This window comes from Variovorax sp. W2I14 (genome assembly GCF_050435205.1).
GTDB classification, from domain to species: Bacteria; Pseudomonadota; Gammaproteobacteria; order Burkholderiales; family Burkholderiaceae_C; genus Variovorax; species Variovorax paradoxus_C.
The window spans coordinates 7160506-7182538 of sequence record NZ_JBNDJX010000001.1 but is presented as its reverse complement, the minus strand read 5'-3'; the positions used below and the strand labels follow the sequence as shown (position 1 = coordinate 7182538).

Below are 22033 nucleotides of genomic sequence, written 5' to 3'. Positions count from 1 at the left end.
CTTTCATCTTCTTGTTCGTCGTTCTTGTCGTTTGCGAAAAAGAGCGGGCCGCTCAGGGAGCGAGCTTCCATTGGCCGTTGTCGAGCTTGACGATCACGCGGGCGCGTTCGTCCACGCCGTAGAGGCTGCCGGGCTTGAAGCTGTAGACGCCGTGCGTGCCCACCACTTCCTTGGTACTGAAGATCGCGTCGCGCAACGCAACGCGGAACTCGGGGGTTCCCGGCTCCGCCTTCTTCATCGCGCGCGAAGCGGCATCGGCGAACACCAGCCAGCCGTCGAAGGAATAGGCCGAGAAGGCATCGCTGGTCGGCGCGTTGTTGACCTTCTGGAACACGGCGCGGAAATCGGTTGCGATCTTCTTGGTGGGGTAGCTGTCGGGCAGCTGCTCGGCGACGATCACCGGACCGGTGGGCATCAGTGCGTTCTGGCCCGCGGCGCCGACCACGCGCACGAAGTCGGGGTTGATGAGCCCGTGCTGGCCGTACACGCCGCCCTTGTAGCCGCGCTCCTGCAGCGCGAGGAACGGCAGTGCGCCCGGCGTGCCGGCGCCGCCGGTCATTACCGCGTCGGGGCGCAGCGCCACGATCTTGAGCACCTGGCCGGTCACCGAGGCGTCGGCGCGCGCATAGCGCTCGTTGCTCACCACCTTGATGCCGGCGCCGGGCGCCGCCTTCATGAGCGCGTCGTACACCAGGTCGCCCCATGCGTCGGTGAAGCCGATGTAGCCCACGGTCTTGACGTTGTTGCGCTTCATGCGCTCGACCACCGCATCGATCATCAGTTGCGTAGGCTGCGCGACCGTCATGACCCACGGGTTCTCGTTGGGGTCGAGCAGGATGGGCGTGAGGCCGATCATCGGCGTCTTCGCATCGCGGCCGACCTGCGCCATTGCAATGGCCGCCGGCACACCCGAAGTGCCCATCAGCACATCGACCTTTTCCTCTTCGACCAGCTTGCGCGCATTGCGCCCGGCCGTCGTCGGATCGGAGCCGTCGTCCAACACGATGAGTTGCACCTTGCGGCCGTTGATCTCGGGCTTGTAGGCCAGCGCAGCCTGCATGCCCTTCGCATAGGGCACGCCGAGCGAGGAGTTCGGCCCCGAGAGCGACACGCTCAGTCCGACCTTGAGGTCGGCCGCGAAAACGCTCGCAACACCACAGGCGGTCAGCGCCGCGGCGAGGGCACCGCGCGTCAGGGTCAGCATCAGGCTCTTCATGTCGTAGCTCCGGTGAGGATGGTTGGAATGGACAGGTAACTCAGATGAACAACTGGATCGCGGGCAATGCGCGCCCGGCGTTGAGCAGGTCGATGCGCTTCTGGCGGATGGCCCAGCCCGAAGGCGTCGATGGCGAACGTACGAGGTGGTGGCGGGCCGTGCCGCTCAGCAGGATCTGCGATTCGCCGCGTGCTTCGACATAGAGGAACGGCGTGCGCAGCCGCACCTCGCCGCCCGTTTCTTCCTCGATGCGCGAGGGCTGCAGCACATGCTGGCTGTGGCTCGCGGGGTGCTGCGAGTGCGCGCGCGGGTTCTTCAGGCGATCGACACGCAATTGCAGCAGCAGCCGGTCTTCGTAGGCCAGCGAGTTGTGCGACAGAGGATCGGCCTGCGCCGCACCGAGCAGCGGCACCCAGTAGTGGCCATCGTCGGCGAAGAGCGCGAGCCAGTCATCGAAGCGCCGCTCGTCGAGCAGCGCGGCCTCGTGGGCGATGAAATCACGGGGATCGTTCATGCCGCGACCTCAGACGCCATCGCCTTGATCCAGGCGCGGAACTGGTTGCGCATGAGCAGCTCGTTCGTTCCGTTGGTCGTGATGGTCGATTGCGCGAGCTCGGCCGCGTCGAAGTTGCGGTGCAGGCTCACCCATTCGTTGCCGCCGGCGCGCAGGCCCTGCTGGATGCTCTCGAACAGGTGCACGTCATCGTGCGCCACCACCGACATCGGCGAGAACACGAGGCGGTTGTAGCTCATCGCGCGCTCGAAGAGCAGCGCGGGCGCACCGGCCGCGCGGAAGCTCCAGGCCTCGATCAGCGTGCGGTCGGCCGCGAGCGGGCGGATCACGCGGATCGCCTGCGGCGAACCCTTCACCGACAAGCTCGGATACAGCACCGAGTTCTGCGGCGAGCGCTGCAGGATGTCGGCCGCGCGCTCCGCTCCGTGCGCGGCCTGCATGGCGGCCTCGTACTCGGGCAGTTGCGCGTAGTTGGAATGGATGCTGAAGTTCACCCCGAGCACGCTGTGCCCGTTGGCGAACACCCGCCCACCCATCTTGTCGAAGAACTCGTAGCCCGAGCCGAAGGGCAGGATCTGCTCCATCGCCATCGGCTTGGGATCGGTAGGCGCGTGCCCCTCCCACAGCGCCTCGGCCGCCTTGGTGGCCGACTCGTGCGTCGACATCGGATGCACCGTGTCGTTGATGTTCTCCAGGTACATCTTCCAGTTGCAGTGGACGATGTTGCGCAGCACGCCGCCGCCCACGGTGAGCTTGCCCTCGGGAGAGCGGTCGACCATGTTGTCGATGGCGCCGAGCACCTCGCCGAAGTAGTCCTCGAACGAAGGACCGGTGTCGGCCAGGCGCACGAACACGAAGTCGCGATAGACCTTCACATGCTTCACCACGGAAAGCCCCTGCCCCGATTCGCAGGCCTTGAGCTGCGTGCCTTCGTAGCCGTTCTTGAGCGGCAGGCCGAGCGGCGCGCCGTCCAGCTTGTACGTCCACGCGTGGTACGGGCAGCGAAAGAACCGGCCAGTGTTGCCGCTCTCGTCCGTCACCAGTTGCGTGCCCTTGTGGGCGCAGCGGTTGTACATGACGTGCACCGCGCCATCGGGCTGTCGCACCATCAAAAGAGGCCGGCCCGCGACCTCCTGCGTCACGAAGTCGCCAGCCTCCGGCACCTGGCTCGCGTGGCCGAGGAAAACCCAGGTATTCGCGAACAGGCGCTCCTGCTCGAGCGCGAAGATTTCTTCGCTCAGGTACAGGTCGCGGTGCACGCGGTCGTCCTGCACCAGGGCGGCGATGCGGTCGGGATGATGGCGGTAGCTGGTCATCGGCGGGCGCTCAGGTTTCGGTCAGGGGACCAGCTTCCACTGGCCCTTGTTCATCTGCACGATCACCACGCCGCGCTGGTCGGAGCCGTAGCGGTCGTCGGGCTTGAAGGTGTAGATGCCGTGCGTGCCCACCAGCTCCTTCGTGCTCACGATGGCATCGCGCAGCGCGGTCCGGTATTGAGGCGTGCCGGGCTCGCCCTTGGTGCGCGAGGCGGCGTCGGCCAGCAGCAGGTAGGCGTCGTAGGTGTACGAGGAGAAGGCATCGGTGGGCACCGCGCCGTTCACCTTTTGGTAGGCGTTGCGGAAGCCCATCGACACCTTCTTGATGGGATTGCTGTCTGGCAGCTGGTCGGCCACGAGCACCGGGCCGCTGGGCACCTGCAGCCCTTCGATGGAGGCGCCGCCAACGCGCACGAAGTCGGCGTTGATGAGCCCGTGCGTGCCGTAGATCCTGCCTTTGTAGCCGCGCTCGGCGAGTGCGATGTAGGGCAGCGCGCCCGGCGTGCCGGAGTTGCCGGCGAACACAGCGTCGGGCCGCGCCGCGACGATCTTCAGGACCTGCCCCGCCACCGACGAATCGCTGCGCGCATAGCGCTCGTTCGCCACCACCTTGATGCCGGCCGTGGCCGCGCTCTTGACCAGCGAGTCGTAGGCCAAGTCGCCCAGGGCGTCCGAGAAGCCGATGAAAGCCACCGTTTTCACGCCCGACTTCTGCATGCGCTCGACCACGCCCGCGACCATGAGCGGGAAGGGCTGCGACACCGTCACCGTCCATGCGCCTTCGGGGCCGGCGATGGTCACCGGGGTGGGCGAAATCAGCGGCGTGTTGAGTTCGCGCGCCACCGAGGCGATGGCCATCGCGCCCGGCACGCCCGAGGTGCCGATGAGCACGTCGACCTTGTCTTCGGTCACCAGCTTGCGCGCGTTCCGCCCCGCCGTAGTGGGATCGGAGGCGTCGTCGAGCACGATCAGCTGCACCTTGCGCCCGCCGATTTCCGGATGCTCGGCAATGGCTGCGCGAATGCCCTTTTCGTAAGGCACGCCCAGTGCGGCAACGGGGCCGGAGAGCGAGCTGATGAAACCGATCTTGAGATCGGCCGCCACGGCTTGTGCGGCTGCCAGTGCAACGGCGGTAAGGCCGAGGATGCGGGCCAAGTTCTTTTTCATTGAGGTTGCTCCAGCGTGTGTTGTGCGCGTTGAATCAGGGGACCAGCTTCCACTGGCCCTTTTCCAGCTTCACGACCACACGCGAGCGCTCGTCCGATCCATAGCGGTCGGTCGGCTTGAAGTTGTAGACGCTGTGCGTGCCCACCAGCTCCTTGGTGCTCACGATGGCATCGCGCAGGGCAAGGCGGAACTGCGGCGTGCCCGGCTCGGCCTTGGTGGCGAGGGCGCGTTGAGCCGCATCGAGATACAGCAGCCAGGCGTCGAAGGTGTAGGCCGAGAAGGCATCGGTCGGCGGTGCGCCGTTGGCCTTCTGGTAAGCGGCGCGGAAGTCCATCGACACCTTGCGGATCGGGTTCTCGCTGGGCAGCTGCTCGGCCACGATCACCGGGCCGGTGGGCGCGAGCATGCCTTCGACGGCGGCACCGCCCACGCGCACGAAGTCGGGGTTGATGAGCGCATGCATGCCGTAGATCTGGCCCTTGTAGCCGCGCTCCGCGAGCGCCAGATACGGCAGCGCGCCGGGCGTACCCGAGGTGCCGGTGATCACCGCATCGGGGCGCAGCGCCACGATCTTGAGTACCTGGCCGGTCACCGACGAATCGGCGCGCGCATAGCGCTCGTTCGACACGATCTTGATGCCCGCCGGCTCCGCGCTCTTCTGCAGTGCGTCGTACACCAGGTCGCCCCAGGCGTCGGAGAAGCCGATGTAGCCGACCGTCTTCACGCCCGACTTCTTCATGCGCTCGACCACCGCGCTCACCATGAGCGGTGCGGGCTGCGGCAGCGTGACCATCCACGCACCCTCGTCGCCCGGCAGGTTGGCGTTGGCGATGGAGATCAGCGGCGTCTTCGTCTCGCGCGCCACGCCGGCAATGGCCAGCGCACCGGGCGATCCTGCGGTGCCGATGATGACGTCGACCTTGTCCTCGTCGATCATCTTGCGGGCATTTCGCGCGGCCGTGGACGGGTCCGACGCGTCGTCCAGCTGCACCAGCTGGATCTTCCGGCCGCCCAGGTCCGCCTTGTAGGCGAGCGCGGCCTTCATACCCTTTTCATAGGGAATGCCCAGCGACGACACCGGCCCCGAGAGCGACGTGATGAAGCCGACCTTGAGATCGGCCGCCCAGGCGCCCGCCACGGCACTCAGGGCGCCGAGGCCCACGGCAATGCTTGCGAGGGCACGGAATCGGTTCAGGACTTTCATGGCGATGCTCCAGAGGTGATGTTTTTTGAACGGAACGAACGAACGCTGAAATGAAAACTAGAGCGTCAGGCTGCCGACGCTGGTGCCGCCGCAGACGTAGAGCACCTGGCCGGTGATGAAGCTGTTGTCGGCGTCGGCGAAGAAACGCACGGCGCGTGCCACATCGGCCGATTCGCCCAGGCGCCTGACGGGCACGGAGGCCGCGAGCGCGCGTTCCTTCTCGCTACCGGCTTCAACAACGTCGTAGAACATGTCGGTGCGAATCGGGCCCGGCGCCACGACGTTGACCGTGATGCCGTCCGCCGCGAGTTCGAGCGCCCAGGTGCGGGCCATGCCGAGCATGCCGGCCTTGGTCGCGGAGTAACTGGTGCGGGTGGCGAGGCCCAGCGCCGCACGCGACGACAGCAGCACCACGCGCCCGAAGCGCTGCGCGCGCATCGCGGGCAATGCGCCCTGCACGAGCTGTATCGCGCAGCCCAGGTGCAGGTCCACAAGCGCATCGAGATCGTCGAGCTTCACCTCGGACAGCAGGGCGGCGCGAATCACGCCTGCGTTGTGCACGATGGTGGTCGGCGCAAAGCGTTCGACCAGTTCGCGCACCGCTTCGCCCGTGGCCGCGCGGTCGCTCAGGTCGACCTCCAGGCTGTGCAGCTTCGGATGGTCGATCTCGGCCTTGCGGCGCGCGAGCGAGACCACCTCGTAGCCCTGTGCGAGCAGGTCTTCGCAGATCGCCTTGCCGATGCCGGCGCTGCCGCCGGTGACGGCCGCGACCTTCGGCGTCATGCCTGCGCTCCCACGAGTGCCAGCACGCGAAGCGGGCTCCCGCTGCCCTTCTCGATCTTCAGCGGCGGGCAGATCAGCACCGCGCCCGCGGGCGGCAGCAGGTCGAGGTTGCTCAGGCACTGCAGTCCATAACGCCCGGCGCCATGCATGTAGTAGTGGCACGGGTACGGCGGGCGCAGGTGATAGCCCTGCCCCGCATCGGTACCGATCGCCTCCGAGCCGAAGCCCAGCACGTCGCGCTGCTCCACCAGGAAACGCACGGCCTCGGTGCTCGGGCCAGGCGTGTGCTGGCCGGTCTCGTCGAAGTTTTGATAAGCCTCGGGGTCGCTGCGCTTGGACCAGTCGGTGCGCATCAGCACCCACGCACCCTTCGGGATGCGGCCGTGCGCGGCTTCGTAGCGCTCGATGTCGGCAACGCTCAGCAGGTAGTCGTCGTTGGCCTGCACATCGGCCGAGCAGTCGATCACGCAGGCCGGTGCGACGAAGTTCTGCACGGGGATGGTGTCGACCGAATTGTTCGGCAGGTCGCGTCCGGAGATCCAGTGGATCGGCGCATCGAAGTGCGTGCCGGTGTGCTCGCCGCAGGAGAAGTTGTTCCAGTACCAGGCCGGACCGCGCTCGTCGTACTTCGACACTTCCTCGATGCGGAAGGGCCAGCACTGGCCCATCTCGGGCGGCAGCGCGATCTGCGGAAATTCGGGCGTGAGCGTCTGCGTGAGGTCGATCACGCGGATGCGGCCGCTTGCCATGGCGGTCACGAGGCCGGCGAGGATTTCGGCGGCGGACATGAGGTCGGTGGTTGTCGTCATCGTGTGGCTCCTGTTCTCAGCCGCCTGCGGCCAGCTCGCGTTCGAGCACCTTCGGGTTGTCGCGCCAGCGCTCCAGCCACTCCTGCGCCACGTCGCCGGGATAGACGTCTTCGACGCCATCGCGCAGCGCCTTCACGATGGCGTTGGCCAGCGCGGTGGGCGCCAGCTTGGGCGGCGGCGTGTGCTGGTTCCATTCGTCGTCGATGGGGCCGGGGAACACGTTGATCACGCGGATGCCGGCCAGCCGCATTTCGGCGCGCAGGCACTGCGCCAGCGAATGCGCTGCCGCCTTCGAGGCGCTGAATGTGCCGTGCGGCGGAAAGTTGCTGAGCGCGTAGATCGACAGCAGGTTGACCCATGCGGTCGCGCCGGTCGCGCCATCGGCCGAGCGGCCCTTGAGCGCTGGCCCGAACTCCTGCGCGAGACGCAGCAGGCCGAAGTAGTTGATGTCCATCTCGGCCTTGGCCACGTCGGTGCCGCGGCGCGCGCCGATGCCGAAGGTGCGGTGCACCTCGGCGTTGTTGATGACGATGTCGACCTTGCCGCCGATGGAGCCCGCAAGCTCGGTCACCTGCCGGCCGTTGGTGAGGTCCAGCGGCACGAGCGTCACCTGCGGCAATGTGGAGATATCGTCCAGCCCGTCGCCCATCTTCTTCCAGGGCTCGGCGTGGCCGACCCAGACGATGTCGGCGCCGGCCTTCACCAGCGCGCGCACGATGGCCTGACCGGTCTCGGTCTTGCCGTCGGTCACCAGCGCCTTGCGGAACTTGGGGTCGCTGGTCATTTCACGCAGCATCTTGTCGTCGGCCATGTGGGCACTCCCTTCATTCGGAAAACCAATGAGAACGGCCTGGCCCGCGCGGTCGAGCCGGGCGCCCACACGGACGCGTGTAGGCGCATCGCCGACCTCGCCGTGCAGGTGGACCATGAGCGTCGGGCCTGCATCCAGGTGCACCAGGCCCAGCCGCCAGGGCAGCCGCTCGCGGAAGAAAAGGTCGTTGCTGTGATGCAGCGTGGTGCTGCCCAGCAGCTCGCCCTCGCCGCTCTGCGTGCGCCAGCGCAGCGCGGCCGAGAGGCACTTGTGGCAGACCTCGCGCGGCGGGTACTGCACGGTGCCGCAGTCTTCGCAGGTCTGCAGTTCGAAGCGGCCTTCGGCGGCGGCGGCCGTGAGGCCGAGCGCCACGCGGCCGCGCGCGCCGGGCGGCAGGTTCATCTGCCGGGTGCGCAGCACCGGGTTCTTGCGCGGGGGGCGCATCAGGGGCATCGTCATGCGGGTCTCCCCAGGATGACCGCGCCGGTACACAGGCAGCGGTCGTAGGTCACCATGCCGAACCCGGCAACAAGGCCGAGTTGCGCGTCGGGCACCGCGCGCGGTCCGGCTTGATCGGTCAACTGCCGGATCGCCTCGACCATGCCGAGGAAACCACCCGCCGCGCCCGCCTGCCCCGCCGAGAGTTGCCCGCCGCTCGTGTTGTTCGGAAAGCTGCCGTCGAAGGTCATGGTGTGCGACTGCACGAAAGCCGAGCCCTCGCCCTTCTCGCAGAAGCCCAGATCTTCGAACTGCATCATCACGATGACGGGGTAGTCGTCGTAGGTCTGCACGAAGTCGAGCGCGGCGGGCTGCACGTCGGCCTGCGCGTAGAGGTCGTCGCGGTCCTTGCGCCAGCCGCCCTGCACCATCACCGGGTCTTCGGCGTAGGCGTTGTGGCGCTCGATGGCACCGCGGATCACCGCATGCGGCAGGCCCAGGTCGCGCGCGCGCTCCTCGCTCATCACGAGAAAGGCGTCGGCGCCCGCGCAGGGCATGACGCAATCGAAGAGGTGGATCGGGTCGGAGATGGGCCGCGCCGCCATGTACTCGTCGAGCGTGAGGCGCTTCTTGAACATCGCATTGGGATTGCCGAGCGCGTTGGTGCGCTGATCCACGCAGATGCGGCCGAAGTCCTCGCGCTTCGCGCCGTAGTTACGCATGTAGTTGGCGGTGATGAACGCGAAGATCGAGTTCGGTCCGCCCGAGCCGTAGGGGTAGCTCGCATCGCGCGCGAAGTTGCTGAAGCTGCCGAGCGTCTGGCGGAAGGAATCGACGTGGTTGTTGTCGGCGCCGACGCAGGCGACGATGTCGGCATCGCCCGCCTGCACGGCGCGTGCGGCGCGGCGCAGGCACATCACGCCCGAGGCGCCGCCGGTAGGTACGTGGTCGAGCCAGCGCGGCGACATGCCAAGGTGCTGCGTCACGCCCACAGCCGTGTCGGGCGCGAGCGAGAAGCTGCTGAGGCACAGGCCGTCGATCTCTTCCTTGGCGACGCCGCTGGCCTCCACCAGCGCCTGCACGGCCTGCCCGATGAACCAATGCGCGGTGTGCGTGGAGTAGCGCACGTAGGGCACCGTGATGGGCACGGCCACCGCGACGCCTTCGTAGGAAAGCCGGTTGCGACTCATGCTTGCCTCTTCTTCATCGACCGGGTGTCGATGCAATGGCCCTGCCCCGGCAGCGAATGCGCCATCTCGCGCAGTTGCCCGCGCTGGATCTTCTGCGAGGGCGTGAGCGGAAGCGCGTCGACGAAAGCGACGTAGCCCGGCGCCTTGTAGTAAGCGAGTTGATCGAGCGCGTGCTGGACGATGCTGGCTGCGATCTGCTCGCGCTGCGATGCATCTGCGTCTTCGCGCATCACGATGCAGGCCAGCACCTCGTCGCCGCGCACCGCGTCGGGCGTCGCGGCCACGGCCGAGGTCTTCACGGCCGGGTGCTGGTTGAGCACGCTCTCGACCTCGACGGCCGAGATGTTCTCGCCGCTGCGGCGGATCACGTTCTTCTTGCGATCGACGAAGAAGAAATTGCCCTCGGCGTCGCGGCGCACGAGGTCGCCGGTGTGAAACCAGCCATCGGCCCAGGCTTCGCGCGTGGCTTCCTCGTCCTTGAGGTAGCCGGAGAAGAAGTAGCGCTTCGGGTCGCCGCCGGCCGAGCGCACGAGCAACTCGCCCGGCGCATCGGTGCCGACATCGCTGCCGTCTTCACCCACGAGGCGGATCTGCACGAAGTCTTCCTGCCGGCCGAAGCAGCTTGCGCCCACCAGGCGCGGCTCGCGGTTGGCCATGATGCAGGCGGCCGCGCCGGTCTCGGTCATGGCCCAGGCCTCGACCAACGGGAAGCCGAATCGCTCCTCGAAAGGCGCGTGGTTCTTGCGGTCCACGCCGGCACCGAAGCCCCAGCGGATCGCGTGGTCGCGGTCGGCGGCAGAGGGCGGGGCAGAGAGCAGCATCGCCGGCATCACGCCGAGGTAGTGAACGATGGTCGCGCCGCTTTCGCGCGCGCTCGCCAGCCAGGTCTTTGGATGGAAGCGATCGAGCTGCACCAGGCAGCCGCCTGCCACCAGCACCACCATGGTGGAGAACGCCATCGCGTTCATGTGGTTGAGTGGCAGCGGCGTGATGACGCGCTCGGTGTCGGGGCGGATGCTGCAGACGCCATCGAGCGCGGCATACCACTCGCCTGCGCGCAGGAAGTACGCGTTGCTCAGGATGCAACCCTTGGGGCGCCCGGTGGTGCCCGAGGTGTAGAGCAGGCCGCATTCGGTGTCGACGCCGATGGGCTCGTGGGCGCGCGACGCGGAGGTCTTCGCGCTGGGCACCGCGTCGTCGGGCCCCATAGTCTCGAAAGCCACGCCGGCTTGCGCGGCGGCTGCGCGCAAGTCGTTCGCGCGTTCGGGCAGCGTCACGGCGAGGCCGATTTCGCTGTGGCCGATCAGGTAGACCAGTTCGGCCGATCGCATCTCGGCGTTGATCGGCACCACGCTCACGCCGAGGGCATTGAGCGCGAACCAGTGGAAGAGGAACGCAGGCCGGTTCTCCAGCAGCAGGCCGACGCGGTGGCCGTGCCCGTAGCCGGCCTCTGCATAGGCCGCGCGCAGGCGCTCGACCTCGGCAGCGGCTTCGCCCCAGCGAATGGCGCCGGCTGCGATGCCATAGGCTGCGGCCGTCACCGATTCGGTGAAAAGGAATTCGGCCTCCGGCGTGCGCGTCGCGGTCGCCGAAAAAACTTGATGGACGGTGGCGTATTGCATCGCGTCCTTAGATGAAAAGCTGCACGGCCGGAAGCGCCGCGTCGCAATTGAGCAGGTTCACGCGCTTGAGCGTCATGCGCAGGGCACCGTCCTGCAGCGTGAGGTGATGGAAGAAGGTGCCGACGTAGAACTGCAGCTCGTCACCCTGCGATTCGGTGTAGTGGAAGCTGGTACGCACCACGAAGCGGTTGCCCTCGGCGTCGAAGGTCTCGACGACCGGCACCTGCAGCAGGTGATGGCAGCGGCTCGGCGGCTGCTGCGAGAACGCGCGCGGGCTCTTCAGGCGCTCGATGCGCAGGTCGCGCAGCAGCTTGTCCTCGTAGAGGTGCGAGGTGTGGTTGAGGCCGTCTTCCTGGTCGGGCACGAGCGGCACCCAGTAGAAGGCGTCGTCGGTGAAGAGCGCGTTCCACTCCTCATAGCGGCGTGTGTCGAGCAGATGCGCTTCGTTCACGACGAAGTCGATCAGGTCCTGGCGGGTGACTTGGGTGTCGGTGCCGGCCATCACATCGTCTCCGTCATGCGCTCGACCCAGCTGCGGTACTGGTTGCGCATCGGCAACTCGTTCGTGCCGCCGGTCGTGATCTCACCGCCCTTCAGTTCGGCGGGGTCGTAGTCGCGGTGCAGGCTCACCCATTCGTTGCCGCTCGCATGCAGTCCGGCCTGCATGCCGCGATACGCCTGCAGGTCGTCGTGCCCCACCACCGAGAACGGCGAATTGATGAGCCGGTTGTACATGGTGGTGCGCTGCAGCAGCTCGGGCGGCGCGCCTTTCAGGCGAAAGGTCCAGCTCTCGATCAGCGTCTTGTCGGCCGAGATCGGCTTCACCACGCGGATCGCCTGGATCGCGCCCTTGATCGTGAGGTTCGGGTAGTACACCGTGTTGTGCCGCGCCATGCCCAGGATCTGCGCGGTCTTCTCTTCGCCGTAACGCGCCTTCATCGCGTCGTCGTATTCGGGGATCGCCTTGTACTTGCTGTGGATGCTGAAGTGCACGCCCGTGAAGCTGTGGCCGTGGTCGTAGGTGCGGATGCCCATGTCCTCGAAGAACTTGTAGTCGGACATGAAAGGCACGAACTGCTCGACTGCCATGGGCTTGGGCTCGTCGGCCGGCTTGTCGGCCCACATGCGCTTGGCGGTTCCCGCCGAGGACTCGTGCGCCACCATCGGATGCATGGTGTCGTTGAGGTTCTCCACGAACATCTTCCAGTTGCACTGGTGCATGAAGCGCAGGCAGCCACCGGCGATTTCGAGTTCGCCTTCGGGCGAGCGATCGGCCATGTTGTCGATGGAGCTGAGCGAGTCGCCGAAGTATTCGTCGAAGTCCGGCCCTGCGTCGTTGATCTTCACGAAGATGAAGCCGCGGTGGCTGCGCACGTGCTTGAGCGTCGTCAGGCCCTTGGCCGACTCGCACTCGTGCAACGCGGTGTTCTCGTAGCCGGTCTTCAGCGGAATCGCGAGCAGCGAGCCATCGGTCTTGAAAGTCCACGCGTGATAGGGGCAGCGGAAGAACTTGCCGGTGTTGCCGCAAGGCGCGCTCACGAGCCGCGAGCCCTTGTGGGCGCAGCGGTTCATCATCGCGCGCACGCTGCCGTCGGTGTGGCGCACGACGATCAGCGGGCGGCCGGCGATCTCGTTGCTGATCCAGTCGCCGGGCTTGGGCAGCTGGCTTTCGTGGCCGACGTAGTTCCAGGTGTTGGCGAAGAAGTGCTCCTGCTCCAGCTCGAAGAGTTCCTGGCTGGTGTAGAGGTCGCGATGCACGCGGTCGTTCTGCACGAGCGCACGGACGGCTTCAGGGTTGTCTCTGTACGAAGGCATGGTTCTCGTGGCTCCTGCTTCAGATGTCGAGCACCAGGCGCGCACCCTTGGCGCGCGAGATGCAGATCTGGATGACGTTGCCTTCCGCCTTCTCGCGGGCGGTGAGCACGTAGTCGCGGTGGTCGATTTCGCCTTCGAGCACAGGCACGGCGCACACGCCGCATTCGCCGCGCTTGCAATCGAACATCGGGTCGCAGCCGTTGGCGATGAGGCAGTCGAGGATGCTCTGGTCGGCTGCAACCGTGAAGCGCTGGCCCGACTGGGCGAGTTTCACCTCGAAAGGCTGGTCGCCTTCTTCGGCGACCGGCTCGGTGAAGAGTTCGAAGTGCACGCGGTCGTGCGCCCAGCCGCGCGCCTGGGTGCGGGCAAGCACGGCATCGAGCATGACCTTGGGACCGCAGACGTAGAGGCGGTCGCCGGCCGGCACGTCGTCGAGGAGCGCGTCGATGTCGAGCGGCGCGCCGGCTTCGGCGTCGGTATGCACACGCAGGTCGTTGCCCAGCAGCGCCTGCAGCTCGGGCAGGAAGGCCATCAACTCGCGGCTGCGGCCGGCGTAGTGCATGCGCACGGGCGCCTCTTCGGCGCGCCGGCGCGCGGCCATGGTGGCGAGCGGCGTGACGCCGATGCCGCCCGCCACCAGCACCGAGCCGCCGGGGCCGGTGTGCAGCGGGAAGTCGTTCTTCGGCGCCTCGATGGCGAGCGTGTCGCCCTCCTTCAGCCCCTCGTGCATGAAGAGGGAACCGCCACGGCCGTCGGCTTCCTTGCGGACGGCAATCACGTAGTCGGTCGGCGCGTTCGTCGCGTTGCGCGCGGTCGCGAAGTTGATCAGCGAGTAATGGCGCCAGTCGGTCTTGCCGTCGGGCAGCGACACCTGCACGCGGATGTGCGCGCCGGCCGCGAAGCCCGGTAGCGGGCGACCGTCTTCCGCGCGCAGGCGCAGCATGCGGATCAGCGGATTGAGTTCGCGCGCTTCGGCGACGCGAAGCTGGAGCGTGGCGGTGGGAGCGGTCATCGTGCGTCCGTCGTCGTCTTTTCAGGCCAGTGCGTGCTGCGCGAGCGCAGCCTGCAGCTTGTGGCCGTGTTCGTCGGCGAGCGCCGCGTCACGCAGTTCACGCAAGGTGGCGGGCGCGAGCTGCGCGCCGGCGCGCTCGACCGCGCGCATCACGGTGTCGTAGTTGCGGATGCCGCGCTCGTGCGTGTCGCTGTAGCCCTTGACGAGGCGCTGGCACTGCGCGAGTTCCACCGCCAGCTCGGGGTTGCGCTGGGCGGTGGCGGCGATGCGCTGCAGCCATTCCTCGATGCGGCGGTTTTCTTCGGCGTAGCGCATCGTCGAACGGCGCCAGCGCTTCATGGCGGCCACGGTGCGCAGCATCAGGTAGCCGCGCAGCGAACTGGTCTGGATCACGCGGCCTTTCTGCGTGAAGCGCTCGACGATCTTCTTGGGCGTCGAGGAATTCATGAGCCAACGGCCGATGCCGCCCGGCAGCGTTTCGCAGATTTCCTGCAGGCGCGGGTGCATGTACTCGTTGATGGCGAGCACCTGGCCGGACTGCACGCGGGCCTCGCCGCGCACGCGCTCGAAGCGGGTGGCACGGGTCTTGAGGGCCGCCACGCGGGCGGTGTCTTCGTAGGACATCCAGAGGGCGAGATGCCGCGCCGTTTCGCGCAGCAGACGGTGATCGCCAGTTCCCGGCAAGGCGGCGATGGTGGCCATCCGGTCCAGGTACAGGCCGGCATAGGCCAGGTCCTGGTAGTCGATGAGGCGGCGCACGCCTTCGAGGAGGAAGTCTTGCGCGGCGAGCGGGAAGTCGTGTTGCACGCGTTCGACCAGAGCGCGCACGGCCGGGTGACGGGGTTGTGGCGTGGGCGTGGCCAACGCGGCTTCAGGCGGCGTCTCACCATCGTCACCGCCTTGAGCGCGAGCGAACGCGCCACCGAAGGCTTTAAGACTGGGCTTCACGCCGACGCCGCCGCGTTCGATGGTCGCTTCGAACTGCGCGCGACTGAACGGCAGCACGCCCGAGCCCGCGAGAGCGCCGAAGAGCACGGCGCTGATCACGCTGCCCGAGGCTTCGGCGGCCTGTGCCATGTCGAAGCGGATGAAGCGCTTGGCAGCCTTGGCCGTGTGCGCGAGCAACTGAGCGCTGTCGACGCGACCATCGCCCAGCGCGCTCTTCTCCGCAATGGAGAACACGCGATGCGTCGACGCGATGAGCGTGGTGCGGTCGTTGGTGACCAGGCCGCGCTGCACCGCGCGGCCGGCTTCCATGAGTTCGGATGCGAGCACCACATCGACGTCGCCCGGCAATGGCATCAGCGCCAGCACGGGCCGGCCGCCATCCGCTTCGGCTTGCGCGACGGGATAGAGCTCGACGTAATAAATGGTGGCGCCGGTGCGCTGGGCCACGCCCGGCACGGAGGTGGTCTGGGCGACATAACCGTTCGCCTCGCCCATGTCGACGATCCAGTCGGCCAGCACGCCACCGCCCTCCCCGCCCATGGCGAGGATCGCGATCTTGATCGGTTGTGCCTTGGTGTTCGTCATCGCTTCAGAACGCATAGGCTTCGCGGCGGCGCGCTTCGCCGCGCTGCAGCCAGCCGATGACCGCGGAACGCACGCGCTCGCGCAGCTTGTCCCAGCCGGTCGGGTTGCTCACGATCTGCGCCTTGTAGAACGAGGGGCACAGCACCGCGGCATGCGAGACCTCGCCGCACACGCCGCAGCCCACGCAGCTGTCGAGCACGGCCGCGACCGGGTCGGTGCGCAGTGGATCGGGGTTGGGCTTGATGGAAAGCGACGGGCAGCCCGACAGGCGGATGCACGAGTGATCGCCGGTGCAGGTGTCGGAATCGACGCCGAACTTCTCGCGCACCATGCGCTTGCCATCGGCGATGGCCTTGCGCACCAGCGGCTTCTCGCGGCGCTGCTTGTTGAGCATGCACTCCGACTGCGCGATCAGGACCTTGGGGCCCTTCTTCGTGGTGGTGAGCGCTTCTTTCAGCGCATCGCGCATGCCGGCCACGTCGTAGGTGCGGCGCAGCGTCTTCACCCATTCCACGCCCACGCCGCGTACGGCGCGCTCGATCTCGTGGCCGGTGCTGCGCGTCTTGTTGACGGCGTTCGACGAGAGGATGTCCTGCCCGCCGGTGGCCGAGGTGTAGTTGTTGTCGACAACGATGGTGAGGTTGTCGCTCTTGTTGAAGACCGCGTTCGCTACACCGCTGGTAAGGCCGTTGTGCCAGAAGCCACCGTCGCCCATCATCGAGATCGCGCGCTTGCCGGCAGGGGCGTTCAATGCCGCCGCACCGGCACCGCCGAGGCCGTAGCCCATCGTGGTGTTTCCGATGTTGAAGGGCGGCAGGATGGAGAAGAGATGACAGCCGATGTCGGCGCTCACGTGGTGCGCACCGAGTTCGCGCTCGACCAGCTTCATCGCGCTGAAGATCGGGCGTTCGGGGCAGCCGGTGCAGAAGCCCGGCGGGCGGGCGTGCACGACATCGCCGAGGGCTGTGGATGGCACAGCGGGCTCGGGCGCGGCATCGACGCCGATGGCAGCCACTTCCTTCAGCGGGATGACCTTGCGCACCGATACGGGCACCGGCAAAGGCGCGAGGCGTTCGTAGCGCTCGCAGAAAGCGCGCGCGCCCTTGAGCAATTCGGAGGACGTGTACTCGCCGGCGACGGGCAGCATGTCCTTGCCGTGCAGCGCGGTTGTCGAGCCCGCCTGGCGCAGGATGGTCGCGAGGTTCTGCTCGACGAAATTGGGCTGGCCTTCTTCCACGATCAGCACCGCGCGCTTGCCCTCGCAGAAGCGGATGACTTCGCTCTCGATGACCGGATAGGCGACGTTCATCACGTAGAGCGGGACCTTGGTGTTGCCGTATACGTCGGCGAGGTCGAGCCGCTCCAATGCGCGCAGCAGCGTGTTGTAGCTGCCGCCCTGCACGATGATGCCGATGTCGTCGGCGTCTTCGGAGAAGAACTCGTTGAGCCGGCGCTCCTCGATGAAGCGCACCGCGGCGGGCCAGCGGTCCTTCACCTTCTCTTGTTCATGCACGAAGCTCGCGGGCGGCAGCACGATGCGGCTGACGTCGCGCTGCGGGTTCTCCAGCGCCTCCTGCAGCGTGAATTTGGCGCGCTTGTTGTCACCCGCGATGAAGTGGCCGTGCACGTGGCAGGCGCGTATGCGCAGCTGCAGCATCACAGGCGTGTTGCTGGCCTCGGAGAGATCGAAGCCCGTCTTCACCGCATCGACGATGCTCGGCAGGTTGGGGCGCGGATCGAGCAGCCAGATCTGCGACTTCATCGCGAACGCGTGGCTGCGCTCCTGCATGATCGACGAGCCTTCGCCGTAGTCCTCGCCCACGATGATGAGTGCGCCGCCGGTCACGCCGCCCGATGCGAGGTTGGCCAGCGCATCGGATGCGACGTTGGTGCCCACGGTGGCCTTGAAGGTGACGGCGCCGCGCAGCGGGTAGTTGACTGATGCAGCGAGCGTGGCGGCGGCAGTCGCTTCACTCGCGCTGTTCTCGAAGCGGATGCCCTGCTCGGCAAGGATGTCCTGCGCATCGGCCAGCACGTCCATCAGGTGCGAGATGGGTGCGCCCTGGTAGCCGGCCACATAGGAAACTTCCGATTCGAGCAAGGCCTTGGTGACCGCCAGAATGCCTTCGCCACGAAACACATCTCCGCCGGAAAGCCGCAGCTTCTTGACTTCTTCGACGAACGAACGCTCAGCCATGTGGGTCCTTCTTCTTTCTCGTGGGAGGATGCGCTTCAGGTGCCACATCACGCTTTCTATAATGTTGACAAATGAATGTATCCACAATCATGAATTACCCTAGACATGCAAGCGGCGTGCCCACGGCTGGTTTGACGTGCCTGGCAGCGAGGTGCCTTCGTGGCTGAACAAGACCAACTCACCGAATCGCATCGCTTCGTCGACGACTACCTGCCGGCGCTGCTGGCGCAGGCCAGCCAGCTGATCTCCTCGGAGTTCCACGAGGTGGCGCGACAGCAAGGCTTCTCGGTGTCGGAGTGGCGCGTGATGGCCTCGCTCGCGGGCAGTGAGCCGATCAGCATCGGCCAGCTTGCGCAGGTGACCGTGACCAAGCAGCCGACGGTGACGCGCCTGCTGGACCGCATGGAATCGCGCGGACAGGTGGAGCGCCTGCCCCACGAAAGTGATCGCCGCATCACGCTGGTGCGCATCACGCGCAAGGGACTGAAGGCCGTTGAGCACCTGATGGAACTGGCGCGCGAGCACGAGCGGCGTGTGCTCGAACCCTTCGGCCTGCGGCGGGCCGAAGAGCTCAAGCAGACGCTGCGGCGGATGATCGAACTGCACGTGCACGTGCCGCTCGAGGAACCGGAAGAAGACTGAGGCCGCCTACGGCACGAGCACCGCGCGGCCGCGATGTCCGCGCTGCGCGATCCATTCGAGTGCGATAGCGGCATCGGCGAGCGCGAAGCTCTGCACGTCGAGGCGGAGGCGCCCATCGGCCAACCGGGCGAGCAACTCGGGCGCTGCGGCACGGCCCTCGGCCTCCCGCCTGAACATGTTGAGCGGCAGCAGCGCCACATCGCGCTGCAGGAAGTGCGCGATGTCCAGTTGCAATGTGGGACCTGCGGTGTAGCCGATCAGCACGGCGCGCCCGCCGGGGCGCACCGCAGGCAATGACGCTGCGAGCACATTGCCGCCGACGGTGTCGATGAGCAGGTCGGCGCTGGCAGCGGCGGGGGCAATGTTCGGAGCGACCGGCGTTACCGTGCACCCTGCATCGCGCGCAAGTTGCATCACGAGAGAACCCACCGCGCCGCTCGCACCCGTCACCAGGACCTGCTCTCCAGCTTGCAGCTTCGCGACTTCATGCAACGCCACCCATGCCGATGTGGTGGGCGAGAAGAACGCGGCGCCGAGTGTCATCGGCAATGCATCGGGCAAGAGGCCGAGCGCTTCATCGGGGGCATCGATCTGCTCGCACCATGTGCCGTCGAACAGGGTACCCAGGCCGCTGCCGCGCAGCCACACGCGTTGCCCCACCTCGTAGCGCCCGCTCGCAATGACGATGCCCGCGGCTTCCACGCCCGGCGTGTAGGGCAGCGGCGGATGCCGCAAGAAACTGCCGCGCCACACGGTGCGGTCGATGTGGCCAACCGTGGCGGCTTGCATGCGGACGATGGTGCGGCCAGGGCGCGCGACGGGATCGGCCACCTCTTCCAGCACGGGCACTGCGTCGAAACCGTGGATGCGGATCGCCTTCATGGCAACGTAGAAAGAAACTCGAGCACGGTCTGCGCGAAGGCTTCGGGCATCTGGTCCGGCAAGGGCACCATGCCGCCTTCGATGTCGACAATGCGCGCGTGCGGCAGATGGTGCTGCAGCTCCGTCGCATGCGGTGCAGCAAACGGATCATCGGTGGCGCGGATGATGAGTGTCGGTTGCGTCACTCGGCCGATGCGATCTTCCATGCGGTAGGACGCAACGGCGCGATGGCCCTCCTCCACGCGATGACCGACCTTCAGCGCATCGAGCACGAAGGCTCCGAGCAAGTCGGGTCGCCCCGCCGGATAGAAACCCTGACGCTTTTGCCACAGCGCGGCGAGATGGCTGCCGTCTTCGCTCGGCGCAACCTCGTCGATGGGCGGCCGCTGGGCACGCGCGATGCGAAAGGGCTCGTCGGTGTATGGCGTGGACGACAGCACCAGACCGCGCACGCGATTCGGAAACGCGGCAGCCAGTTCGATGGCGACGACGCCTCCCGTGTGGTGGCCCACAGCATCAGCTTGTTGGATACCCAGCGCATCGAGCAACTCGCACGCCACGCGCGCCCATTGCTCAATGCTCGCGGACACACCGCCGTCCGAAGAATCGCCAAAGCCTGCGGTGTCCATCGCGATGGCGCGGTAGCGTGCGCCGATCAGCGGAAGCACCTCGCGGTACTCGGCCCAGCTGCGCGGCGACTGGTGCAGCAGCAGCACAGCCGGGGCATCCGTGTCGCCGTATGCCGCGTAGTGCACCTGCCCCACCGACAGATCGACAAAAGCGCGGCGGATCGTCATGACAGCGTCTCGTCGGCAGGCGCGCGCCAGAGACCCGCTTGCTTCAGCTCGCCGAGCGTGCGCGAGAGCACGTCGCGCCGGTATGCGGCGACGTCGCGGCCCTCGTAGTCGTAGAAACCGCTGCCGCTCTTGAGACCGAGGCGCCCCTCGGCGACCATGCGCTCGACGATGGCCGGAGCGGTGTAGCGGCCCTTGTCGATCGAGGTGGACATCTCGCGGCTCGCGTGATGCAGGATGTCGCAGCCGCCGAAGTCGATGAACTCGACCACGCCGAGCGCGGCGAAGCGCAGGCCGAGGCCGTAGCGCGTGGCCTTGTCGATTTCCTCAGCGGTGGCGGCGCCCTCCTCGATCATGCGGGCCGCCTCATTCATCACCAGCGCCTGCAGACGCGGCACGATGTAGCCGGGCGACGCGCCGCACACCACGGGCAGCTTGCCTATCGCTTCCATCAGCGCCTTCGTGCGTGCGAGCACTCCGGCGTCAGTGCCCGGGTGGCAACTGAGTTCCACCACGGGGATCACATACGCCGGGTTGAGCCAGTGCATGTTGAGAAAGCGCTCGGGCAGGCGCACCAGCGCCGCGAGCTGCGTTACGAGGATGCTGCTGGTGGTCGAGGTCAGGATCGCGTCGTCGCGGCAATGGCGGTTGAGGTGCTCGAAGGCTTCGCGCTTGGCCTCCATGGTTTCGGGGACGCCTTCGAATACCAACTCGGCGGCCGCGAGTGCTTGCGGGGCGGCAGCGGCATTCACGAAGTCCACGCGGGCGGCGATGGACTGGATCTGCGCTGCATCGATCACGCCGAGTTGCGCGAGGCCCGCGAGGCTCGCTTCGATCTCCGCCTTCGCCTCCTCACGGAGGTGCTGCCAGGCCTCGTCGCTGCGCGGGCGAAGGTCGATCAGCGAGATGCGGTGACCGGCGTAAGCGAACGCAATCGCGATGCCGCGCCCCATGCGGCCGGCGCCGACGGCTGCGAAGCGGGGTCGCGCGGGCTCATTCGCCATCGTGCAGCCTCTGCTTGAGCTGCGCCGCGCTCATGTCGGCGAGGCCCAGGCTTTCGAAAGTGCGCAGACCGTGGCGCAGGTCGCGGCCGAGAAAGCCCCCCACGATGGCCAGCAGGCCGTGTGCGATCGGCGCGTCCACGCCTGCATGACGGGCGGCCGAGGCGAGGAAGGCCAGGCCAAGCTCTGTGTCTTCGGTGATGTAGCGATGCGTGTGCAGGTCGATGTTCTCGCGCCAGTCGCCGGACTTGACGAGCTGCTTGTGCGCGTCGCCGTACATCCACTGGTCGTTGTTGTAGTGGTCGGCCAGCGGGTAGTGCGGCGCGCCCTGCCCGAAGGCTTCGCGCACGGCCATGCGCTCGCGGTCGAGGCGGTCGGTCACGTCGCGCACCGCGCGCTGGGTGCCTTCGTTGTGGATGTCCCAGCGCTCGAAATGCTGCAGCGGCGCGGCGTTCATCACCATCAGTGGCGGGTGGATGACCGGGCCGGCGTTCATGAGCGCGCCCGATAGCGCATCGCCGCAGCCATGCACGGCCGGGTAGGCCTTGCGGATCACCGCGATCGCCTCGGCCTCCTTGCGCGCCGGGTAGACGCCGGTCGGCAGGCGGATCGCGCGGATGGTGACGTTCACCTCGCGCTCGCCGTGCTTGCGTGCGAGGTACGGCAAGGTGCCGGTCTCGGCCCAGGCTACGTCGGCGTGGTTGCCGGCCTTTTTCACCGCTCGCGCCATCACGTAGCTACCGAAGGTGCCGGGCGGCAGGAAGACGACCTGACCGTCGACGAGGTGCGGGGCCATCGCGAGTGCGATGTCGTGCTGGGCGATGGCGGGGGTGGGGATGACGATCAGCTCTGCGCCTTTCAGCGCCGCGGCGATGTCGGCGGTCGCGAGCGACAGCGGCACCTCGCGTGCGCCGTCGGCATCCTTCAGCGTGATCGCGCCGGCCTGCACAACCGGCTCGAGTGCTGCGGCATCACGACGCCACAGGCGCACCTCGTGACCGGCTTCGGACAGGTCCGCGGCGGCTGCGTAAGCACCGTGGCCACCGCCAAGAATTGCAATTTTCATGTTCGGAATTTGAAAAGCAGA

The 22033-nt window shown here is 67.2% G+C and carries 20 protein-coding genes; 1 reads left to right on the top strand and 19 read right to left on the bottom strand.

The features are described from left to right. Nucleotides 1-52: 52 nt before the first annotated feature. Genes QF040_RS33370 through QF040_RS33300 form a run of 15 tightly spaced genes read right to left on the bottom strand, consistent with a single transcriptional unit; the run spans nucleotide 53 to nucleotide 17627 of the window. Entirely contained in the window at nucleotides 53-1216 is a 1164-nt protein-coding gene (locus QF040_RS33370) for an ABC transporter substrate-binding protein (RefSeq protein ID WP_429614468.1), read from the bottom strand. Nucleotides 1217-1256: 40 nt separating this feature from the next. Next, on the bottom strand, nucleotides 1257-1730 hold the full coding sequence (locus tag QF040_RS33365; RefSeq protein WP_429614467.1) for an aromatic-ring-hydroxylating dioxygenase subunit beta: 474 nt from the start codon (nucleotides 1728-1730) through the stop codon (nucleotides 1257-1259). Then, nucleotides 1727-3046 (bottom strand): aromatic ring-hydroxylating dioxygenase subunit alpha, encoded by a 1320-nt coding sequence (locus QF040_RS33360; RefSeq protein ID WP_429614466.1) that lies wholly within the window; start codon nucleotides 3044-3046, stop codon nucleotides 1727-1729. Before QF040_RS33360 ends, QF040_RS33365 begins: the two co-directional genes overlap by 4 nt. 21 nt (nucleotides 3047-3067) lie before the next feature. Next, nucleotides 3068-4213 carry an ABC transporter substrate-binding protein gene (locus tag QF040_RS33355; protein ID WP_429614465.1) on the bottom strand — a complete coding sequence of 382 codons (1146 nt, stop codon included), beginning with the start codon at nucleotides 4211-4213 and terminating at the stop codon, nucleotides 3068-3070. A 34-nt stretch (nucleotides 4214-4247) separates the two neighbouring features. Continuing rightward, nucleotides 4248-5417 carry an ABC transporter substrate-binding protein gene (locus QF040_RS33350; protein WP_429614464.1) on the bottom strand — a complete coding sequence of 390 codons (1170 nt, stop codon included), beginning with the start codon at nucleotides 5415-5417 and terminating at the stop codon, nucleotides 4248-4250. A 57-nt stretch (nucleotides 5418-5474) separates the two neighbouring features. Continuing rightward, nucleotides 5475-6200 carry an SDR family oxidoreductase gene (locus QF040_RS33345; protein WP_429614463.1) on the bottom strand — a complete coding sequence of 242 codons (726 nt, stop codon included), beginning with the start codon at nucleotides 6198-6200 and terminating at the stop codon, nucleotides 5475-5477. Next, nucleotides 6197-7009: a cyclase family protein gene (locus QF040_RS33340; RefSeq protein ID WP_429614462.1), complete on the bottom strand. Its 813-nt coding sequence runs from the start codon at nucleotides 7007-7009 to the stop codon at nucleotides 6197-6199. The genes QF040_RS33345 and QF040_RS33340 overlap by 4 nt, the downstream gene beginning before the upstream one ends. A 16-nt stretch (nucleotides 7010-7025) precedes the next feature. Next, a complete protein-coding gene (locus QF040_RS33335) occupies nucleotides 7026-8279 on the bottom strand; it encodes an SDR family NAD(P)-dependent oxidoreductase (RefSeq protein ID WP_429614461.1) in 1254 nt (417 codons plus the stop codon). Further along, nucleotides 8276-9448 carry a thiolase family protein gene (locus QF040_RS33330; RefSeq protein WP_429614460.1) on the bottom strand — a complete coding sequence of 391 codons (1173 nt, stop codon included), beginning with the start codon at nucleotides 9446-9448 and terminating at the stop codon, nucleotides 8276-8278. Before QF040_RS33330 ends, QF040_RS33335 begins: the two co-directional genes overlap by 4 nt. After that, nucleotides 9445-11070 carry an AMP-binding protein gene (locus QF040_RS33325; RefSeq protein ID WP_429614459.1) on the bottom strand — a complete coding sequence of 542 codons (1626 nt, stop codon included), beginning with the start codon at nucleotides 11068-11070 and terminating at the stop codon, nucleotides 9445-9447. Before QF040_RS33325 ends, QF040_RS33330 begins: the two co-directional genes overlap by 4 nt. A gap of 7 nt (nucleotides 11071-11077) precedes the next feature. Continuing rightward, nucleotides 11078-11572: an aromatic-ring-hydroxylating dioxygenase subunit beta gene (locus QF040_RS33320; RefSeq protein WP_429614458.1), complete on the bottom strand. Its 495-nt coding sequence runs from the start codon at nucleotides 11570-11572 to the stop codon at nucleotides 11078-11080. Then, complete coding sequence (locus tag QF040_RS33315; protein ID WP_429614457.1) at nucleotides 11572-12885, bottom strand: aromatic ring-hydroxylating dioxygenase subunit alpha; 1314 nt, start codon at nucleotides 12883-12885, stop codon at nucleotides 11572-11574. Before QF040_RS33315 ends, QF040_RS33320 begins: the two co-directional genes overlap by 1 nt. Before the next feature lie 19 nt (nucleotides 12886-12904). Next, on the bottom strand, nucleotides 12905-13897 hold the full coding sequence (locus tag QF040_RS33310) for a PDR/VanB family oxidoreductase (RefSeq protein WP_429614456.1): 993 nt from the start codon (nucleotides 13895-13897) through the stop codon (nucleotides 12905-12907). Nucleotides 13898-13918: 21 nt separating this feature from the next. Next, nucleotides 13919-15430: an indolepyruvate oxidoreductase subunit beta family protein gene (locus QF040_RS33305; protein ID WP_429614455.1), complete on the bottom strand. Its 1512-nt coding sequence runs from the start codon at nucleotides 15428-15430 to the stop codon at nucleotides 13919-13921. Between the two features lie 4 nt (nucleotides 15431-15434). Next, nucleotides 15435-17627, bottom strand: a complete 2193-nt coding sequence (locus QF040_RS33300; RefSeq protein WP_429614454.1) for a thiamine pyrophosphate-dependent enzyme — start codon at nucleotides 17625-17627, stop codon at nucleotides 15435-15437. Nucleotides 17628-17786: 159 nt separating this feature from the next. Between QF040_RS33300 and QF040_RS33295 the strand changes: the two genes are divergently transcribed. After that, a complete protein-coding gene (locus tag QF040_RS33295; protein ID WP_429614453.1) occupies nucleotides 17787-18269 on the top strand; it encodes a MarR family winged helix-turn-helix transcriptional regulator in 483 nt (160 codons plus the stop codon). A 6-nt stretch (nucleotides 18270-18275) separates the two neighbouring features. Here QF040_RS33295 and QF040_RS33290 read toward each other — a convergent pair whose 3' ends face one another. The 4 genes from QF040_RS33290 to QF040_RS33275 are packed head-to-tail and all read right to left on the bottom strand — an operon-like array spanning nucleotide 18276 to nucleotide 22012. Beyond that, the gene (locus tag QF040_RS33290; RefSeq protein ID WP_429614452.1) at nucleotides 18276-19151 is read right to left on the bottom strand and encodes a quinone oxidoreductase family protein; all 876 of its coding nucleotides are present in this window, start codon (nucleotides 19149-19151) and stop codon (nucleotides 18276-18278) included. Beyond that, nucleotides 19148-19948, bottom strand: a complete 801-nt coding sequence (locus tag QF040_RS33285; RefSeq protein WP_429614451.1) for an alpha/beta fold hydrolase — start codon at nucleotides 19946-19948, stop codon at nucleotides 19148-19150. Before QF040_RS33285 ends, QF040_RS33290 begins: the two co-directional genes overlap by 4 nt. Then, nucleotides 19945-20949, bottom strand: coding sequence for a 3-hydroxybutyryl-CoA dehydrogenase (locus QF040_RS33280; RefSeq protein WP_429614450.1), 1005 nt, complete (start codon nucleotides 20947-20949; stop codon nucleotides 19945-19947). The genes QF040_RS33285 and QF040_RS33280 overlap by 4 nt, the downstream gene beginning before the upstream one ends. Continuing rightward, the gene (locus QF040_RS33275; RefSeq protein WP_429614449.1) at nucleotides 20939-22012 is read right to left on the bottom strand and encodes an NAD/NADP octopine/nopaline dehydrogenase family protein; all 1074 of its coding nucleotides are present in this window, start codon (nucleotides 22010-22012) and stop codon (nucleotides 20939-20941) included. The genes QF040_RS33280 and QF040_RS33275 overlap by 11 nt, the downstream gene beginning before the upstream one ends. Nucleotides 22013-22033 lie beyond the last annotated feature (21 nt).

Coding starts and splice junctions, on each gene's coding strand:
- QF040_RS33370 (WP_429614468.1), bottom strand. CDS start 1,216: ATGAAGAGCCTGATGCTGACCCTGACGCGCGGTGCCCTCGCCGCGGCG.
- QF040_RS33365 (WP_429614467.1), bottom strand. CDS start 1,730: ATGAACGATCCCCGTGATTTCATCGCCCACGAGGCCGCGCTGCTCGAC.
- QF040_RS33360 (WP_429614466.1), bottom strand. CDS start 3,046: ATGACCAGCTACCGCCATCATCCCGACCGCATCGCCGCCCTGGTGCAG.
- QF040_RS33355 (WP_429614465.1), bottom strand. CDS start 4,213: ATGAAAAAGAACTTGGCCCGCATCCTCGGCCTTACCGCCGTTGCACTG.
- QF040_RS33350 (WP_429614464.1), bottom strand. CDS start 5,417: ATGAAAGTCCTGAACCGATTCCGTGCCCTCGCAAGCATTGCCGTGGGC.
- QF040_RS33345 (WP_429614463.1), bottom strand. CDS start 6,200: ATGACGCCGAAGGTCGCGGCCGTCACCGGCGGCAGCGCCGGCATCGGC.
- QF040_RS33340 (WP_429614462.1), bottom strand. CDS start 7,009: ATGACGACAACCACCGACCTCATGTCCGCCGCCGAAATCCTCGCCGGC.
- QF040_RS33335 (WP_429614461.1), bottom strand. CDS start 8,279: ATGACGATGCCCCTGATGCGCCCCCCGCGCAAGAACCCGGTGCTGCGC.
- QF040_RS33330 (WP_429614460.1), bottom strand. CDS start 9,448: ATGAGTCGCAACCGGCTTTCCTACGAAGGCGTCGCGGTGGCCGTGCCC.
- QF040_RS33325 (WP_429614459.1), bottom strand. CDS start 11,070: ATGCAATACGCCACCGTCCATCAAGTTTTTTCGGCGACCGCGACGCGC.
- QF040_RS33320 (WP_429614458.1), bottom strand. CDS start 11,572: ATGGCCGGCACCGACACCCAAGTCACCCGCCAGGACCTGATCGACTTC.
- QF040_RS33315 (WP_429614457.1), bottom strand. CDS start 12,885: ATGCCTTCGTACAGAGACAACCCTGAAGCCGTCCGTGCGCTCGTGCAG.
- QF040_RS33310 (WP_429614456.1), bottom strand. CDS start 13,897: ATGACCGCTCCCACCGCCACGCTCCAGCTTCGCGTCGCCGAAGCGCGC.
- QF040_RS33305 (WP_429614455.1), bottom strand. CDS start 15,430: ATGACGAACACCAAGGCACAACCGATCAAGATCGCGATCCTCGCCATG.
- QF040_RS33300 (WP_429614454.1), bottom strand. CDS start 17,627: ATGGCTGAGCGTTCGTTCGTCGAAGAAGTCAAGAAGCTGCGGCTTTCC.
- QF040_RS33290 (WP_429614452.1), bottom strand. CDS start 19,151: ATGAAGGCGATCCGCATCCACGGTTTCGACGCAGTGCCCGTGCTGGAA.
- QF040_RS33285 (WP_429614451.1), bottom strand. CDS start 19,948: ATGACGATCCGCCGCGCTTTTGTCGATCTGTCGGTGGGGCAGGTGCAC.
- QF040_RS33280 (WP_429614450.1), bottom strand. CDS start 20,949: ATGGCGAATGAGCCCGCGCGACCCCGCTTCGCAGCCGTCGGCGCCGGC.
- QF040_RS33275 (WP_429614449.1), bottom strand. CDS start 22,012: ATGAAAATTGCAATTCTTGGCGGTGGCCACGGTGCTTACGCAGCCGCC.